The organism is Nitrospinota bacterium, assembly GCA_016208975.1.
GTDB lineage: Bacteria > Nitrospinota_A > UBA7883 > UBA7883 > JACRLM01 > JACQXA01.
Genome location: JACQXA010000001.1, coordinates 237,775 through 254,691, shown reverse-complemented (window position 1 = coordinate 254,691; position 16,917 = coordinate 237,775). Strand labels below are relative to the sequence as shown.

The 16,917-nt window shown below is 54.6% G+C and carries 17 protein-coding genes; 15 read left to right on the top strand and 2 right to left on the bottom strand.

Features of this window, described 5'->3' with window-relative positions:
* The first annotated feature begins 12 nt into the window (after nucleotides 1-12).
* From HY751_01155 to HY751_01085, 15 genes are all read left to right on the top strand, one after another.
* Nucleotides 13-1,002, top strand: a complete 990-nt coding sequence (locus HY751_01155; GenBank protein MBI4664995.1) for a radical SAM protein — start codon at nucleotides 13-15, stop codon at nucleotides 1,000-1,002.
* A complete protein-coding gene (locus HY751_01150) occupies nucleotides 974-1,708 on the top strand; it encodes a nucleotidyltransferase domain-containing protein (protein MBI4664994.1) in 735 nt (244 codons plus the stop codon). Before HY751_01155 ends, HY751_01150 begins: the two co-directional genes overlap by 29 nt.
* On the top strand, nucleotides 1,696-2,757 hold the full coding sequence (locus HY751_01145) for a radical SAM protein (GenBank protein MBI4664993.1): 1,062 nt from the start codon (nucleotides 1,696-1,698) through the stop codon (nucleotides 2,755-2,757). Before HY751_01150 ends, HY751_01145 begins: the two co-directional genes overlap by 13 nt.
* Nucleotides 2,744-3,568, top strand: a complete 825-nt coding sequence (locus tag HY751_01140) for a methyltransferase domain-containing protein (protein MBI4664992.1) — start codon at nucleotides 2,744-2,746, stop codon at nucleotides 3,566-3,568. Before HY751_01145 ends, HY751_01140 begins: the two co-directional genes overlap by 14 nt.
* Nucleotides 3,565-4,158: an AMMECR1 domain-containing protein gene (locus HY751_01135; GenBank protein ID MBI4664991.1), complete on the top strand. Its 594-nt coding sequence runs from the start codon at nucleotides 3,565-3,567 to the stop codon at nucleotides 4,156-4,158. Before HY751_01140 ends, HY751_01135 begins: the two co-directional genes overlap by 4 nt.
* Complete coding sequence (locus HY751_01130) at nucleotides 4,151-5,152, top strand: glycosyltransferase (GenBank protein MBI4664990.1); 1,002 nt, start codon at nucleotides 4,151-4,153, stop codon at nucleotides 5,150-5,152. The genes HY751_01135 and HY751_01130 overlap by 8 nt, the downstream gene beginning before the upstream one ends.
* On the top strand, nucleotides 5,136-6,113 hold the full coding sequence (locus tag HY751_01125) for a hypothetical protein (protein MBI4664989.1): 978 nt from the start codon (nucleotides 5,136-5,138) through the stop codon (nucleotides 6,111-6,113). The genes HY751_01130 and HY751_01125 overlap by 17 nt, the downstream gene beginning before the upstream one ends.
* A complete protein-coding gene (locus HY751_01120) occupies nucleotides 6,110-7,537 on the top strand; it encodes a hypothetical protein (protein ID MBI4664988.1) in 1,428 nt (475 codons plus the stop codon). Before HY751_01125 ends, HY751_01120 begins: the two co-directional genes overlap by 4 nt.
* Before the next feature lie 22 nt (nucleotides 7,538-7,559).
* The gene (locus HY751_01115) at nucleotides 7,560-9,053 is read left to right on the top strand and encodes a radical SAM protein (protein ID MBI4664987.1); all 1,494 of its coding nucleotides are present in this window, start codon (nucleotides 7,560-7,562) and stop codon (nucleotides 9,051-9,053) included.
* Complete coding sequence (locus HY751_01110; protein ID MBI4664986.1) at nucleotides 9,041-9,844, top strand: PHP domain-containing protein; 804 nt, start codon at nucleotides 9,041-9,043, stop codon at nucleotides 9,842-9,844. The genes HY751_01115 and HY751_01110 overlap by 13 nt, the downstream gene beginning before the upstream one ends.
* 115 nt (nucleotides 9,845-9,959) lie before the next feature.
* Nucleotides 9,960-10,721 (top strand): hypothetical protein, encoded by a 762-nt coding sequence (locus HY751_01105; protein ID MBI4664985.1) that lies wholly within the window; start codon nucleotides 9,960-9,962, stop codon nucleotides 10,719-10,721.
* Nucleotides 10,722-10,731: 10 nt separating this feature from the next.
* On the top strand, nucleotides 10,732-12,270 hold the full coding sequence (locus HY751_01100) for an NAD(P)/FAD-dependent oxidoreductase (protein MBI4664984.1): 1,539 nt from the start codon (nucleotides 10,732-10,734) through the stop codon (nucleotides 12,268-12,270).
* A 173-nt stretch (nucleotides 12,271-12,443) separates the two neighbouring features.
* Entirely contained in the window at nucleotides 12,444-12,731 is a 288-nt protein-coding gene (gene gatC, locus HY751_01095; GenBank protein ID MBI4664983.1) for an Asp-tRNA(Asn)/Glu-tRNA(Gln) amidotransferase subunit GatC, read from the top strand.
* A 3-nt stretch (nucleotides 12,732-12,734) separates the two neighbouring features.
* On the top strand, nucleotides 12,735-14,195 hold the full coding sequence (gatA, locus tag HY751_01090; GenBank protein ID MBI4664982.1) for an Asp-tRNA(Asn)/Glu-tRNA(Gln) amidotransferase subunit GatA: 1,461 nt from the start codon (nucleotides 12,735-12,737) through the stop codon (nucleotides 14,193-14,195).
* A gap of 138 nt (nucleotides 14,196-14,333) precedes the next feature.
* Nucleotides 14,334-15,101, top strand: coding sequence for a dioxygenase (locus HY751_01085; protein ID MBI4664981.1), 768 nt, complete (start codon nucleotides 14,334-14,336; stop codon nucleotides 15,099-15,101).
* A gap of 51 nt (nucleotides 15,102-15,152) precedes the next feature.
* On the opposite strand, the gene HY751_01080 is transcribed toward HY751_01085, so the two are convergent.
* Nucleotides 15,153-15,755 (bottom strand): hypothetical protein, encoded by a 603-nt coding sequence (locus HY751_01080; protein MBI4664980.1) that lies wholly within the window; start codon nucleotides 15,753-15,755, stop codon nucleotides 15,153-15,155.
* Complete coding sequence (locus HY751_01075) at nucleotides 15,745-16,908, bottom strand: 4Fe-4S binding protein (protein ID MBI4664979.1); 1,164 nt, start codon at nucleotides 16,906-16,908, stop codon at nucleotides 15,745-15,747. The genes HY751_01080 and HY751_01075 overlap by 11 nt, the downstream gene beginning before the upstream one ends.
* Nucleotides 16,909-16,917 lie beyond the last annotated feature (9 nt).

Below are 16,917 nucleotides of genomic sequence, written 5' to 3'. Positions count from 1 at the left end.
GCGGGGGGATATATGGGCTTTTTTATACAGACGCACCTGACTCGCAAATGCCAGTCCCGGTGCGCCCATTGCTATCAGGATGGCTGGGAAGGAGCTGACGCGCCAGTTTCCGCCTGGGAATCATTTATCCGCCAGACGGTGGTGGATTTTGAACCCCATTTCGGCCAGCTCACGTTCAACGTAACCGGGGGCGATCCGCTGGCGTACGCGGGGATATGGGAACTGGCGGAGGTTATCAATTCAACCAATAGCCGGTGGAGCCTGCTTTCATCCGGGGCGGGAATAGATAGAGATATCGCCGCAAGGCTTCGCGGGCTGGGGGTGGAGTCCGTTCAGATATCTTTGGAAGGTTTTAAACCGGTTAACGACGCCATCCGGGGCAAGGGCAGTTATGCCCGGGCAATGAGCGCAATATCGGTCTTGCGGTCATCTGGCGTAAAAGTTTCCATTGCCGCCACTGTAACGGCGGTAAACGCCGATGAGCTTGAGAATTTCACCGGGTGGGCGCGGGAAGAAAATCTGCCGCTGGGTCTCCATCGGCACATAGCCATGGGAGCCGGGGCCATGCCAGGGTTGAGCGGCGCTGAATGGGGCAGGGTGGTGGAGCGGATGGCGAGGAAACGGGTTGACGGGTTTATGGTGTGGATGAACGACCCATTGTTTTACGTGGCCCTGGCGGGGGCGCGGGGTTTAAAAGAATTTCCACAAAAAGCGGGCTTCGCCATGAAAGGCTGTTCTGCGGGGGTGGGCGGCGTTACGGTGATGGAGGATGGCTCCGTTTACCCTTGTAGAAAGATTCCTGAAACATTGGGCAACGTTTTTGAAACATCCCTGTGGCGTATCTGGATGGATTCACCACTTTTGTGGCGGCTCCGGCGCAGAAATGAAAGCCAAGGGCCATGTTCATCATGCCGCTGGATGAGGTTATGCGGTGGATGCAGGGCGCATGCTATGTTGGAAGGGAGGGGGCTTGATGGGGCGGATCCTTATTGCGGAAACTGACCGTTTCCGCCAGCTTTTGGATGAACGCCTGGATGGGCTGGTTTCAGTTTATCTGTTCGGAAGCCTTTCGTATGGCGATTTTATTCCCGGTTACAGCGATCTGGATATATTCGCGCTGTTCGAGCCGGGCCTGTCGGGGTTGGAACTGGCGCTGGGCGGCGCGAAGCTGAAGAACGCCGCCGGTGAAGTGTACCCGTTCAGCCAGATAGACATCACAATGGCGACTGTAACTGAGATTGACGACCCGCTGGGTCCTGTTAACCCGTTCCTTCTAAAAGAGATCAGCGTGGCGAACCTGATATACGGCGGGCAAGTTACGTTCATGCATCCTGAACCGGTTCTGGTGGAAGACAGCATGAGGGTTGCTGGCGTGGGGCTCCGGAACTTGAGAGGGGCCGTCACAAGGATCGGCAGGATGAACCCGCCGGTGGCGTTACGGTTTCTGGACGAAATGCTTTTCAAGTCCTGCAAGGCGCTTCTTTTAGGGATTACCGGCAGGCTCCGCTCATCCCGGGCCGAGACTGTCGCCGGGGTGGAGGAGGCGTTCCCCGCCATGAACACCTGGGTGTTCCATCATCTGCTGGACATAAGGAAAAGAATGGGGCTGAAAGAGCCGGTGAGCGATTCACCGGAAACTCTGTTGGCCCATGTGTTGACGGCCTATGAGGATATCTGGGCGAAAGGGCGAATGCCATGTTCGCGATGAACGCCCCTTTCAATCTAGTGACGGCGGTGACCTACCGGTGCAACATCAAGTGCAGGCATTGTTTCGCATCGTCTCCCAAGTATGACGACGACGCATTAAGGTTCGACGAGATGAGTACGGCGGAGTGGCTGGAGATAGTATCCGACGCCGGGGCCATGGGAGCGCACGAGATTTATTTCGGCGGGGGCGAGCCATTTTTCCGGAAGGATTTTCTCACTATCGTAGAAGGGGCCAGAAAAAGCGGCCTTGGCGTGACACTCACCACCAACGGCGTCCTCATGCGCCAGGAAAAAGCCCAACGGCTTAAAGAACTGGGTGTGGAATGCGTGGAGGTGAGCGTTGACGGAGACGAGGAGAGCCACAACTACATGCGCGGGCATGGCAACCACGCCAAGGCGCTGGCGGCGATACGTCAGCTGACCGACGCGGGGATATATGTAATAGCCTCCATGACGTTAACCGCCAGGAACGCCCCCATCATGCAAAAAACGCGGATGGAAGTGGCGGGCTCCGGGGCCAGGGAGATTTTATACATGAGGTTTGTGCCAACCGGCGCCGGGCGGCAGAACCGGGCGGATCTGTACCTTACCGAAAGCGGATTCCGGAATCTTGTGGCCGAGGAGGCGGAACTAACCCGTGGCGTGGCCGATGGGGCCAGGCGCCAGTCCAACAGCGACGGTTTCTTTTATCCCCATGCCGGATGCATCCCGGGCCGCACATACTGTTTCATCCGCCCCAATGGCGATGTGACGCCATGCAATCCATTGATCTTTCCGGAAAACAGGTGCGGCAACCTGCGCAAACGGCGTTTGCCCCAGATATGGCGCGATGGGCCGGGTTTCAGCTCTGTGCGGGATGTGTCATTCCACGGGCTTCCCGGATGTATGAGTTGCGAGAAACAGGATATCTGCGGTGGCGGGTGCCGCATCCTTTGCTCCATGTACAAAAAACATTGCGGCGGCATTTGCGATGATTGCCAGTTCGACAGCTCATGCAACGAGGCCACTGGTTTGTGCGGCAAGAAATACATGTACTATGTCCGGCTCTGAAAAAATAAACAGCCTTCTAAATCTACGCCGCCTGCTCCGCCACTATTACGAATGGGAGGCGCAAACCGGAGACTGCATGGAGCTTATGTATGAGGGCCCTCCAACGCTGGAGGGACGGGAACACAGGCTGAGGCAAGCCGCAGTGCGGCGGATGCTAAAACCGGAGCGGGGTCACAAAACTCTGGATGTGGGATGCGGTGAGGGGCATTACGTGAAGTCCTTGTTCAGGAGCGGTTCAATTGCGGTGGGGATGGACATTAGCATAGGGAAACTGATCCGGGCCCGGGGCCGCGCAGGGAATGGCCCTGCGTTTACGCAGGGAGACGCTTTGGAACTGCCGTTTAAGACAGCCACTTTCCATTGGGTGGTTTTATCTGAGGTGGCAGAGCATCTGCCAGATCCGCGCGGATCATTAAAGGAGATTGCCCGGGTCATTGGTGAAGGCGGCCATGCGGTTATATCCATCCCTACATGGGACGGCGGCGCGAAAGCCGGCATCGGGGTTGTTGAAGATGGCGCATCCATCGCGCGGGTGGTTGAAAGCCAGTTCGGACGGCCTTTTGAGGGGCATTTATGGTCGTTCAGTGGTGAAAGGTTCCGGGAACTGTTGAACGAGTCCGGACTGGCGCCATTAATTGAAACTCCGGTGAGGGTGTTCATGCCCAGGTGGTGGCGGGAGATGTCGGCCCATATTCCGGTTTGGCTTTGGCGTTGGCTCCAGAATGTTGCCGATTTAACCGCTGGCCGGTGGGACATTACCGGGGGCAAAGCAAGATACCTTGTGTATCTTACGCGGCGGATGGGCGCATGATAGAAAATCTACTGCTGGCGACAGCCAGGGCCTCGCTTGAAAACGCCACTCGTAGCGGCCCGCCAATGATAGTGCCCGATGAGGCGCTGGCGTCATTTCCCCATCAGGCGCGAAAAAAAAGCGCCGCTTATGTTTCCATCTGGCGATGGCCGCAGATGGATCCCCGCGCAAGTCACGGATTCCACCAGCCCGATGAGCCGCTGATAAACGCCGTGGCCAAGGCCGCAAGGGGGTGCGCGCTTCACGAAACGGTGTTTCCACGGCTCAAACCGGAAGAGCTTTCCAACATAATAATCCGTGTTCATTTGATTGGTGAACGAAAGCCTCTAGAAACAACCGGTGGGGCTATTCCCGAAGGCAATGCGCTGTTTCTGGAATACAAGGCCCATTCAGCGGTGTTCCTTCACGAAGTGGCCGAGCTGGCCGGATGGGACATTCAGGAGGCCGCGTCGCAATTGTGCCTGAAAGCCGGACTGCCCGGCGACATGTGGCTCTCCACCGATGTGAAGCTTATGCTGGCTCCGGTGAGAATTATCGAAGAAGAAGCGCCCGGCCGGAACCCGCTGATCGGAGAAGCTGGGAATGGATAGCCCTTTGGTATCGGTGATCTTGCCAGCCCACAACGAAGAAAAAACCCTGGGATTAGCGTTGATGTCTCTTATTGGTGATGAGGCGGCGGTATCAATGGAGATCATCGTTGTGGATGACGGTTCCACAGACAAAACCCTGGAGGTTGCGCGGGGACTGGTTGAGCGATTCAACAACACGCGTGTAATCCACCTTGATGAGAACCTTGGGCCATCCTCCGCCAGGAACGTTGGGGCCTCAGGGGCCAGGGGGCGCTGGCTGGCCTTTCTGGACGCCGATTCCGTGGTTGATGGAAACTGGCGGGTGGAACTGTCACTGGCTATAAACAACTATCCCGGCCGGGTAATAATCGGCGGCAGAATTCTTCCGCTATACGATAAGCGAAACAGGTTCCAGCGGATTGCCGCAAAAGTAGTGAGCCACAAACCCCGATTTGATGGCTCCGGCGCGGTAATAGACCTGCCCGGCGGGCAAATGATCATCCGCAAGGATGAGTTCATGGCGCTTGGGGGGTTTAACGAAAGTTTGCGCGCAGGTGAGGATACCGAGTTCGTGGGCCGCGCGCGGAAAAATGGCCTGACGCCTGTAATCTCCTGGAATCTTGTGATGTTCCATCGCGCGCCGGAAACTTCCATGGAGCTTGCGCAGAGACAGTTCGCTTACGGGAAAGCTTTCACATGCCATTTGGCGCATAGCGGCGAGGATTCCTTGCGAAAAACAATTAATGGCGGCAAAGCTGTCATGTCGGTTTGGTGGCAGTTGGGCCCGGTAATGGCGATAGCGGCCGGTTTGGCCAGCGTTGAAGCGGGTATCGCGCTTTTTGCTGGTTTTCTATCTGGATGGCTGGCCATTTTGGGGCCGAAAAACGGATATATGCGAAAAGTCATCGGTAAGCTTGGCTGGTACGGCGCTTTGGTTTATTTATTGAAAAGCTGGAGCTATCAGGTGGGTTCGCTGGTTGGTTGGATGGAGACTGCCTGTGGAACCCGGCGTTGAGTTCATCGCAAGCGCAATGACGCCGGGAAGCGAACAGGCAAGGCTGTACACACTGCTGGCGGGTTTAGGTTATCCAGTGATGGTCAAAAACAAATCAGGTTATCAAAACCAGTTCCGTATTTCGTGGACGAAAGCATATGCGAAAGCTTCCGGCGAAAGCGGAGTAATGCTGGAGGATGGCTCCGGGCAAAAAAAATTCATCTCATATAAAACTCTTTGCAATGAAAAGGGCGTTGTTGAGTTGTTGGATATATTGGGTGAATGTAATCTGCCAGTGCCACCTAAACCCAGATTGTCCATCACCTTTGACCTGGAGCAGGATTGCGCCGAATGCTCAAAAGAACTGGCGCGGCACTTAAACGACCTTACCGCCGAAGGTATTAAGGCCACTGTATTTCTCACCGAAACGGGATTGAATTCGGCGCTGAAGAATGGGCTGATCGAGCAGTTAACCAGGCACGAAACGGGAAACCACACCTCCGATCATCTGGACGCCTCGGAACGTAATGTGTTCAGGGGACATGTGGCGGTAGGAGAAATATTGAGAACTCCGCAGGTATTTCGCGCACCCAGGCTGAAACTTGCGCCAAGGGTATGGAGAACGCTGGCATCGTTGGGTTATAAGGCGGATTCCAGTTTTATGGGGCTATGGGCCCATCCTGTTTACGGCCCAGGCGCGGTAGCTGAAGAAATGATTTGCGAGGCGCCACTGCTGGATGGTGGTGATTACGCTCATCTTGTGATGAAGAAAATGAGCCAGGAGTCTTACCTGGCGCTGATGGAAAAGAAAATAAGAGAAGCCGCAAGGTTTGGGGCCAGTTGCGCTTTGCTGTTCCATCCCCAATATTCCGGCCCGCAAGTATGGGAGAAGGCGGTGGATAGCGCGCGGAAAGCGGGGTTCGCCATAATGCCTGTTGGCAAGCTGGCGGAGGATACCTTAAAGGGAACCGCGCTCCAATGAGAAGTGTTGCGGTGGAAGCGGTGAGAGTTGCGCTGGGCACAAGCCCGCCCAACGACAGCGGGCATTATTATCATCTGCGGATGGCGTATTGCGTGGCGAATGACGGATCCAGGCGGCCACAAGATACCAAGAGTTGGCTCCCCCTGGGGACCTCAGGCTCCACTTATCCGCCACTGCTTCACTATCTGCTCGCGGGAATGATCCGTATTTCCAGAAAAATGCAGGCTCCGGCTTTGGAGGAAATAGTTCCACGGCTAATGCTGGTTTCGCTTTTATTAATGATGGCGTGTTTCACGGCCCTTGCTTCATCTCAACCGGCGCTGACGGCCCTTGCGATACTTTCCACCCCGGTGGTCCTGGGCAGGCTTGTGGCGGGCGGGTTGCGGGGAGATGCCATGGCGGCGGCGATATCGCCATTATTAATGTTCGCCGGGGCCAACCCGGATTCCTGGTGGTTTCCTACCGGCGTTCCCATGGTTCTTGCGTTGACAGGATTCGCTTCGGCTACCAGCGCGTTCCTTTTTCCGGCGATGTTACTTTGCGTCACCCCAACAGCCATGAATGGCTCCATTCCGGCATTGGCGGGGATGGCCGGCATCCTGCCGGTTTTCGCTATTTGCTTAAGGGCTCGCGGGAGGTGCGGTGGAAGGTTCACTCCATTTATAGAATTATTGTGGGCGTGGCGGAACCGCAAAAAAATGTGTGGTGGGCTTTTGTTAGATGAGAAAACCGGCAAAGTAATTACGCTTGAGGAACGGCCGGTTTCAATAAGGGGAATGATATTGGCCTCTCCCGCCGTAATTGTTGCGCTTATTTGGGGAATCTTGTCTTTTCAGCCAAATCCCCCCACCGTGCTTCTCGCGGTGGCGGTTATCCAGTCTTTGGCGGCCAGGCGTTATCTAATTTACACAGTGGCGCCCTCAGCGGTGATTCTTGGCGACATCCCCGGATCCGCAGGCTGGTATGCAGTGGCGATAGGGGTGCTGATCTGCCTTGTAACCCCGTGCCGCACCGGTGAAGCCTGCACAAGTACTGTGGATGCCGTGAAAGAGGCTGGCGGCGATTCCAGTTCGATAGTAGTGGCTCATTGGAGGTTTGGGCATTACATAACAGGCTATGGCGGCATGACCGCACTGTGGGATACGAATTTCAAAAACCCGTCTGAATTTAAAAAGCAGGCTACGCTCGTAAAGCGGATGGCGGAAAATCCGGAGTGCCGCAATATTCTTAAACATGATAGCTCGCAAATATTCCTTGTTTCTGTCCCCGGCGACGGTTTGATTCCCGGTTGCGGGTACGAACTGGTGAAAAGTGGAGAAGGGTATGAGGTGTGGCGATGGGCTGGCCCAAAGCCGACACAGGAATTGGCCACGAGGTTGTTAAAGCGCATCACGCCGGTAAAGACCACATATGTTTTCAATTAACGACAAAAAAAGAGTGACTGGTATGGATACAAAAAGCGGGCCGGAGCCACAGATTTTCGCCGCTCCAAGGTTTATGTTCCCCTACTCACTGGTGTGGAGGCCGTTCCCCCTCGAAAGTTTCGTGGAGAAACCTGGACTGGCGGGCGCCGCCACATTAGGTGTTTGCCGGGGAATTGTGTTTCGGCAGGAGTTTTTCGGCTCTATCGCATACCGGCAATATTCCGCAACCGAATTCCCCTATGGCCACATCACATATCTGGACAAGGGCGCCTGTGAATTGATAGCCCGCATGGAGCGCGGAACCACAATTGATAAATTGCGTGTTTGGGCCGCCGCTTTAGGATATTCGGAAAGCGTCTTGGAGCGGTTCGTCCAGAAAGGGCTTCATTTAGGCATATTCACTTTGGGTCCATCAAACTCAGAACAACCTCCCCGGTGGGATATAGCCATGTGGGAATCCGGTGAGACCAGGCTTTCGGCGCCTTTGAGGCTTTACCTGAACATAACAGAGCGGTGCAACATGGCCTGCTCCCATTGTTACGCCTCCGCCGGAAAAGGCACGCGGCAATTGAACCGTGAAACTCTCGAAAACCTTTTCGACCAGGCGGTGGCTTTGAAAATTCCTACCATCGTACTGATTGGCGGCGAGCCGCTGATGTTCCCGGATTTCCCGGGGCTTGTTGCCGGCGCCGTGCGCCGGGGCCTTTCGGTTTTCACGAACACCAACGGATTGGGGTTAAACAGCGCCCGCGCGGAGCAACTTAAAACGGCGGGCCTTCCCATCATCAGCATAAGCCTGGACGGGCCCGACGCCGCCACTCACGACTCCATGAGGGGCAAGGGCAGGTTCGAAAAGACCGTTAAAGGGATAAGGAACAGTTTTAAGGCTGGCCTGCCGGTGGGGATGAGCGCCACGTTGACGGAGAAAACGTTCAACGTGGCCGGAAGGTTCGTGGACTGCGGCTTGCAGTTAGGTATAAAGGATTTCCATTTCATGGTTATGTCTCCTGTGGGGCGCGGACAAAACGCCGGTGATCTTTTAATCAGGCAGGAGTCCGGCTTCAAGACAGTGCGCGAAGCGCTGTGGGCAAAGCAGAATGAATATCCCGACATCACGATAAACTGCACCTCGGGCATCCATCCGGTATTTATAAAAGAATGGCGTAAAAAGTTTGAGTGGAACGATGCCGCCCGATATGTGTATTCCGGGTGCGAGGCCGGAAGGTTCCGTATGGATGTAAGTTTTGACGGGTCATACATACCCTGCGTTTTGCTAAACCATCCCTCTTTCAAAGTTGGCATGGCTGGAGTGGACGACCTGGGTGAGGTATGGAGAAACTCGGCGGTGATGCGGGATTTTGCCCATCGCGCCCAGCCATGTGAAGATGAAGAATGCGCAGGGTGCGAAGCTGTGGAAACCTGCAAAGGAGGGTGCCGCGGCGTGATTTTCGCCCACTACGGCGTCATCGGCAGGAAAGACCCCACCTGCGGGGGCGTGATGGCATGTCATTCGTGACTTTGCCGCCAATTGATTGCCACGTTCATTCCAAATACTCGCCAGACTCTGAAAGCGAATTGGAGGACATCGCAAAAACCGCGTTATCAAGAGAAATCGCCCAGGTGGCGGTGGTGGATCATCTATACAGTCCGGAGCATCTTCCACGGCTGTTTTCCAGGCCAGCCAATCAAAAGATATACGGCGTAACACTTTTGATGGGTGTGGAGCTTTCTCTGGAGACTAACATCGCGATAAAGGCGCTTGAGACGGGAGGCGCGGAAAAATGGGGGCCTGTATCCGGCGCTGTGCACGGTTTTGCGCCATGGAAGTTATATCCGGCTTTTAACGAGCAGGGTTATTCCGAACCTGCGTTCGGCGCGTCTTGCCGGGCCGCCGGTTTAACCCTGCTACTGGAATATTATGTGGATGTTTCCACCCGGGCGATGCGCACAGGCGCAATGGATATTCTGACGCATCCTTTCGACATATTCATATACGGTAGCCTATTCTCCAATCTTTTTATCGCCGCCGCGGAGGAGTTGGCTTTTACCGCCGCGTTTTGCGGAGTGGCTGTGGAACTGAACGAACATATCATGAGGCTTATAGGGAATTCCGAAACCGCCGATAGCGCCAAATGGCGAGGAATCTATCAGCGTTTGGCGCTCTCTGTTATCGCCCGGGGCGGCAGGCTCGTGATGGGTAGCGACGCTCATCATGCGCGGGATGTGGGGGACGTAAGATGCGCCACCATGTTCGTAAAAGACCTGGGCGTTCCTCTAGCTTCCCTGGAAGAAAAGCTGAAGGGCTGATCCCCGCTAATTCACGCATGTTCCGGGAACTTATTATCAAAAAATAATATATTATTTATCCAACAGGCTGACTTTACTCGAAAATAGCCAACATATCGGGGAAATGAGGGGGAGAATGATAATTTCCGTCATCAATCAGACTAGCGGCGCAGTTAGTGATGAAGAGCTTTTAAACGTTATCCGGGCTATAAACCGACAGATCGCCGAGGACTTCGCGCCTTACTGGAGCATCGGGGCCACGTTAAGGCTGGAGGGGCGTAGCGGTAGAAACCAGCCCAAAAAACAAACGCCATGGGATATGCGCGGCGATGCGGTGATATACCTGTGGGACGACGTGGGCAAAGTGAAAAACGCCATTGGATACCATGACAAGAACAACCGTGGCGTCCCGTGCGGATATGTGTTCACGAACATCGCAAAGATGGTGGGGGAGGATTGGTCTGTAACGTTGTCCCACGAGGCTCTGGAGCTTATCGGAGACCCGGAGGTTAACCTGCTGGTGACCGGGCCGCACCCCTTCGAGCCGAAAAGGTCGGTGTTTTTCTGGTATGAGCTGTGCGACGCCGTGCAGGCCGAGCATTACAAGATAGATGGCGTGCCGGTCTCCAACTTCCTCCTTCCTTTATATTTCACCGGCGAGCATGAGCCTGGGGGGCGGAACGATTTCCTCGGAAGGCTATACAAGGGAAGGCCACTTAAATCCTTCGGCGTGAAACCTGGCGGGTACATTGGTTTTTTCGATCCGAAAAAGAAGGAAAATCTGATTTACGCCATACCCAAGGATAAAAAAGCGCAAGAACGCAGGGAGATAAAAGGGCAGGCGCAATTGGCCCGCCGGGCTTTTCGCTATCAGCGGTTCCAACTGGACGGCAAATGACTGGAGTGTCATGAAATACGACGTGGTAGTGGCCGGGGGAGGGCTGGGAGGGCTTACAGCGGGCGCAATTCTGGCCAAGCGTGGTAAGAAGGTGTTGCTGGTGGAAAAGCACAACGTTGTGGGCGGGTGCGCCGTCACGTTCCGCCGGAAAGACCTGCTGGTGGAGGCCACTCTGCATGAAATGGACGGGCTGGATAAAAATGACATCAAACCCGCTATTATTAATGAGCTGGGCATCTCTTCCAGCGTGGAGTTTATTCGCGTGCCGGAGTTTTACCGGGTGGTTAAGGGATCCCTGGATTTCGTGATGCCAGACAACGTGGAGGCCGCCGCCGCGAAGCTGATAAAGCAGTTCCCCCGAGAACATAAAGGCATTGAAAAATTCTTCAGGGTCATCTCTGACATGGGCGCATGGATGGCCACAATACCAATGGAGCCATGGAGATTACTGTTAAGACTGCCGTTCTATTTCCCGTTCTGGTATTACCACATATTCCGCTACATGAAAAAAGACGTGGGGAGTTTTGTGGACTCAATTATCAGTGATGAGGACCTCAAGTTAATACTCATGGCGAATGTGGGCTATTATCACGATGATCCGTATGAGTTGGGCATGGTGTATTACGGCGTGGCGCAGGGAAGCTATTTTTCCGGCGGCGGCCATTACATAAAAGGTGGCTCCCAGCAACTGTCCAACGCCATGGCCAAGGTGATAACGGACAATGGCGGCGAGGTGTTGACCCGCAATGAGGTGACCAGGGTGGTTTTGGAAAATGGGCGAGCCACCGGCGTAAAGTACCGGAAAACATCCAAAACCCATCCTGAGAGACACAAGGAAATATTCGCCGAAGCGGATGTGGTTATCGCCAACCTGCCTTTGCCAAACCTGATAAACCATATGATGCCAGATTACAGGAACGAAAAGTTCAAGGCGCGTATGGGGGCCATGGCGTTACCGGGTTCCGCCACCATCGTTTTCCTTGGATTCAGCCGCCCGCTAAAAGGGATTGGGAACAAGTGCTATTCCACATTCGTGTGCGGCGACACGGTGGACAGCATAAAACAGATAAAGGAAGACAGCAGAAACGCGGACTATAAATCGAAAAGTTACGCCTTCGTGGAATACGGGATGATAGATTCCGGCCTGGCGCCGGAGGGGAAAAGCGTGGGTTCCATCGCTATTGGGGATGATATTTCCAATTGGGAGGGTTTGAGCCGGGAAGAGTATAAGGCGAAGAAAGACGAGGTGGCCCGTATATTTATAGACCGGCTGGACAAGCTTGTGCCCGGCGCAAAAGAGCTGGTTATCTATTCCGAAGTGGCCACGCCGGTGACCATTAAAAGATATACCGGAAATCCCAAAGGGGTGTTTTACGGTTTCGCCCAAACGGTTGGGCAGGACATGATGTCACGCCCCATATCCATCCCGGGCGTGGACAACCTTCTTATATCCTCGGCCTGGGGCCTGCCCGGCGGCGGTCTGTCGGGAGTGATAATCGGCGGCAATTTCTGCGCGGATAAGGCCCGGAGGATACTGGATAAAAAATAGCGGCTGGCGGCGAAAAGCTTATTTTTCTTGTCACCCGTTCCCCTAAAATGCTAAATTAATCAACTTCATTAAATTAGATTTGGAGTGTTGCGCAAAATGGCTAGCCCTACCAGGAAAAAGAAGCTTAAAAGGCGCTGGAGAAGCAAAAAGTCCACCCACAAGAGGTAACCGGGATGTCGCTTTCCCTGAAAGAGACGCGGCACGTGGCCACATTGGCCCGGCTGGCTCTCACGCCGGAGGATGAAGAGCGGTACGGCGCCCAGCTGTCCGCCATTCTGGACTATATCAGCCAGTTGAACGAGCTGGACACCTCCGCCGTGGAACCCACTTCCCATGCGCTGGATTTGAAGAACGTCTTCCGCGAAGACAAGATGGCCCAGCCGTTTGAAGCCGGGTTGTGGGAGAAGAACGCCCCTTCGGCGGATCACGGTCATTTCCGCGTCCCCAAGGTGCTGGACTGATTTATGGCAGACATCTGCTCCCTCACATTAAAAGAGCTTGGCGCCCTAATGGACAAGGGTGAAATCACAAGCCAGCAGGCCACCCAGGCGTATCTGGACCGGATAAACGCCCTGGACGGCAAAATAAAAGCCTATGTTACGGTGGACGCAGATGGCGCCATAAGGCAGGCCAAAGCCGCCGATGAGCGCCGGGCGAAAGGGGAGAAGGGGGCGCTTTTAGGCGCGCCGCTGGGGATTAAAGACGTGCTGGCCACCAATGGGCTTCGCACCACCTGCTCGTCGAAAATGCTGGAGGGTTTCGTTCCCCCTTACGACGCGTTTGTGATACGAAAGCTCAAAGAGGCTGGGGCGGTTATCCTCGGTAAAACCAACATGGACGAGTTCGCCATGGGTTCCTCCACCGAGAACAGCCATTTCGGCCCCTCAAAAAATCCATGGGACATCACCAAAATACCCGGTGGCTCTTCAGGCGGCTCATCTGCGGCGGTAGCGGCTGATTTGTGCGCCGCGTCATTAGGGTCGGACACCGGCGGTTCTATCCGCCAGCCTGCGGCGCTGTGCGGCATCGTGGGGTTAAAACCGACTTATGGCAGGGTTTCCCGGTTCGGGCTGGTGGCTTTCGCCTCGTCGCTGGACCAGGTTGGCCCCATGACCAAGGATGTTACCGACTGCGCCATTCTCATGAACGCCATCGCCGGGCACGATTCCATGGACTCCACCAGCGCCAACCTTCCGGCGCCGGATTACACGGCGGATCTGGAGAAAGGTGTTGATGGGCTTGTGATTGGCGTGCCGGAAGAGTATTTCGTGAAAGGGATGGATCCCGCGGTGGAAGAATCCGTCCGCGCCGCCATAAAATCGCTGGAAGCCGAAGGGGCCAGGGTGAAAACCGTTTCCCTGCCCCATTCCAAATATGGCATTCCAACATATTACGTGCTGGCTCCGGCGGAGGCTTCGGCTAACCTGGCCCGGTACGACGGCGTGAAGTATGGCTATCGCGCAGAAGGGGCCGAAGGCCTGATGGAAATGTACAAGAAAACCCGGGGCGAAGGGTTTGGGCCCGAAGTGAAACGCAGGATTATGCTGGGCACTTACGCCCTGTCTTCCGGTTATTACGACGCGTATTATCTGAAGGCCCAGAAAGTGCGTACCCTTATAAAGAACGATTTTGTGAACGCCTTCGCCGATGTGGACATAATCATGGCGCCCACCACTCCCACCGCCGCCTTTGGCATAGGGGAGAAAGCGGACGATCCGTTGCAGATGTACCTTTCGGATATTTTCACCATCAACTGCAACCTGGCGGGCATCCCTGGCCTTTCCGCGCCCTGCGGATTTACTGCGGAGGGTCTGCCTATCGGCGTCCAGATGTTCGGCAAATTTTTTGACGAACCCACCATCCTCCGCGCCGCCCGGGCGCTGGAGAAAAAAACCGGAATCGCTGGGAAAAAACCGGCGCTCTAATCTGGCGCCACGCTCCTTTACACTGGTTGAACTTTCCCACTTTCCGCCAACCGTTCCAGCTCCCATTACCATTTTGATGGAGAACCTGTCTTAAGGGATTAACATCTAAATGGAAGGTATAAGCGGAGCGGAGACGTTATGAGACAGCCAGTTTTATTCGCCGCCCACGGATCGCCATTGCTGGCGCTGGACAGGGAGAAGGGGAAAGATTACGCCGCCTGGGCTGGAATGTTCCCAAAACCCAAGGGAATATTGGCGATTTCATCCCATTGGCTTACAAAATCCCTTGTGATAGGAGCCACTGAACGAGCGCCGGTCATTCATGATTATTACGGTTTCCCCCAAGAGCTATATGAAATGGATTATCCAGCGCCTGGCGCTCCGGAACTGGCTGAAAAGACCCGGCAGTTTCTTAAAGGGAAATTCGAGGTCGCCGAAAACAGCGAGCGTGGGCTGGATCATGGGGTTTGGGTTCCACTGTTGCATATGTACCCCAATGCGGATGTGCCTGTGCTACCGGTCTCCATGCCCGGTGGTTATCCTTCATCGGAGCTTCTAAAGCTTGGCGGGGCTCTGGCGCCATTGCGCGATGATGGGGTGACGATATTTATCAGCGGAAACCTTACCCATAACCTTTCCGCGCTGGATTTTTCCGGTAAATCTCCACCTCACCAATGGGCTGTGGAGTTTATAGAATGGTTGAAACTAAAACTGCATAACCGGGATGTGACCGCCATTTCAAATTACGCAACCGCTCCACATTACCGCATGTGCCATCCAACCGATGACCATTTCACCCCATTGCTGGTGGCCATGGGGGCGGCGGGAAGTGGTTCCAAGGTGTCGTTCCCAGTGGACGGTTTTGAGTACGGATCTTTGAGCAGGCTGTGCGTGATGTTTTCGTGAGGTTGATTTTCCTCCGCCGGCAGTTTTTATGCCACCGGCGGAGCGAAGGGATCAATGTTTGAACTTGATCGGATAAATCTTGTGCCACGCCTTCTCCAGCTTGATCATCTCACTATGGCTGAAGGCGTACTTCTTGTCGGTCTTCGAATTGAAAGGTGAGTCCTTGTGATCGTGGCATTTTAAGCATACGCCCTTGTCCTCGGATCCGTAAGTCGCTCCACCTGCCTTGGCTTCCGTTCTTGTAAAAGTCTCCTCTTTTTCTTTATGGAGGTTCCTGTATTCGGAACCGGCGCCGTGGCACATCTCGCAACCGACGTTTTTAAGGTCCGCGGCGCTTTTATCATCTTCGTACCCACCTGGGGAGCTATAGCCGACCGTATGGCACTTGAGACACTTATCGTCCTTGTCGTAGTCTTTCTTGTAGTCCAGCTTCGCGTTTTTCATCGCGAGGTTCTGCGACTTGGAGCGCTTGCTGGCGATAAGGGCCTCGAATGCCTTGCCGTGCGGGCTTTTGGCCCATTCGTCCTGCTCCTGCTTGTGACATTTGCATCCTGTGTTGCCCGTATATTGCGGATTTTTAGCGGAAGCCAGGGCGGCGTATCCCACCACCATGAAAAAACTTATTACCACCCCCGCTATAAGCTTAGCTTTCATGACTCCTCCTGTTATTGATATACATGGAAAAAAGATGGCTCTGAAACTTGTCCACTTTCATGCATCCCTGGCATTGGGCCTGCCCGTCAGAAGATGGTATGAAAGGTTTCTGACATGTAACGCATTGGGCTTTGCCCTTTTCCGCCATTAGCGCAGGACGCTCCGCCAGCGCTTCCTCCGCGCTGAACCCGTCCGCGTAGCTTATGGCGTTTTCAGGGCATAATTTCGCGCAACCCTGGCATTTTACGCAGGATGCGGAAGTTAACTCCAACGCCACCCGGTCCGGATAATCCCTTAAAGTAAGGGCTCCTGTGGGGCAATAGGTTGAACAAGCATTGCACAAGACGCAACTGCTGGATATTCTTATTAACCTAAAGGGTGAATCGCTTTCGGTGAACGCAAATTGCATCGGCCCGGCGTTTTTAACGATGGTGTTCAGCATGCGTTTGCGCGTGGGCAGAGGTATTGGCGCAAGTTTTCCATTGGAGGTTTCGGAGGTGTTATAAACTTTTATTTTCGACACCGCCTGTTTCGCCGCCATCCTTGCCATGCCGAAAAGAAAACCACGCCGGGACGAGGCCTCCGCAATCTCCTTTTCCCTGACATTTTCAGGGGCGCAGGCGTCGAACCGGATACAACGGCCACGGCCCAGCTTTTCGGTGGTGTTATTGGCCATATCCACGGCTTGTTGTATCTGCCGCTCCCCATTAACAATGACACATTTCCGGCAGGCCCCGTTAAGCGTAACGGATTCGGCTTCGGACATGACCATGTTGACAAGCCTGCCAGCGCCGAGGACGCCAAGGCAGTGGAACAAGCCTTTTTGCCTCTCCCCCCCGGAGTACGCCGTTTTTGAGCAATAGAGGGAAACCGTTGGAGAACGTGAAATCTCCATATCTATTATGTCGGCGATCCGCCCCTCCAGATAAGATCCTAAAGAAACGGCCGAAGAGGGGCATGCTGTTACGCACAAACCGCATTCCACGCAGGACGCGCTGTCCACTTGGGCCGACCGGCCTGATATTTTCAGGCATTCTTCAGGGCAAATATCCACGCACGCTCCGCATACGCGGGACTCTGCGCGCACATCAATGCACGCGGAGGGGTTTATGGACAGGGGCACGGATTTTTTCACCGTCTCGCTTGCATTCATGGAACTACC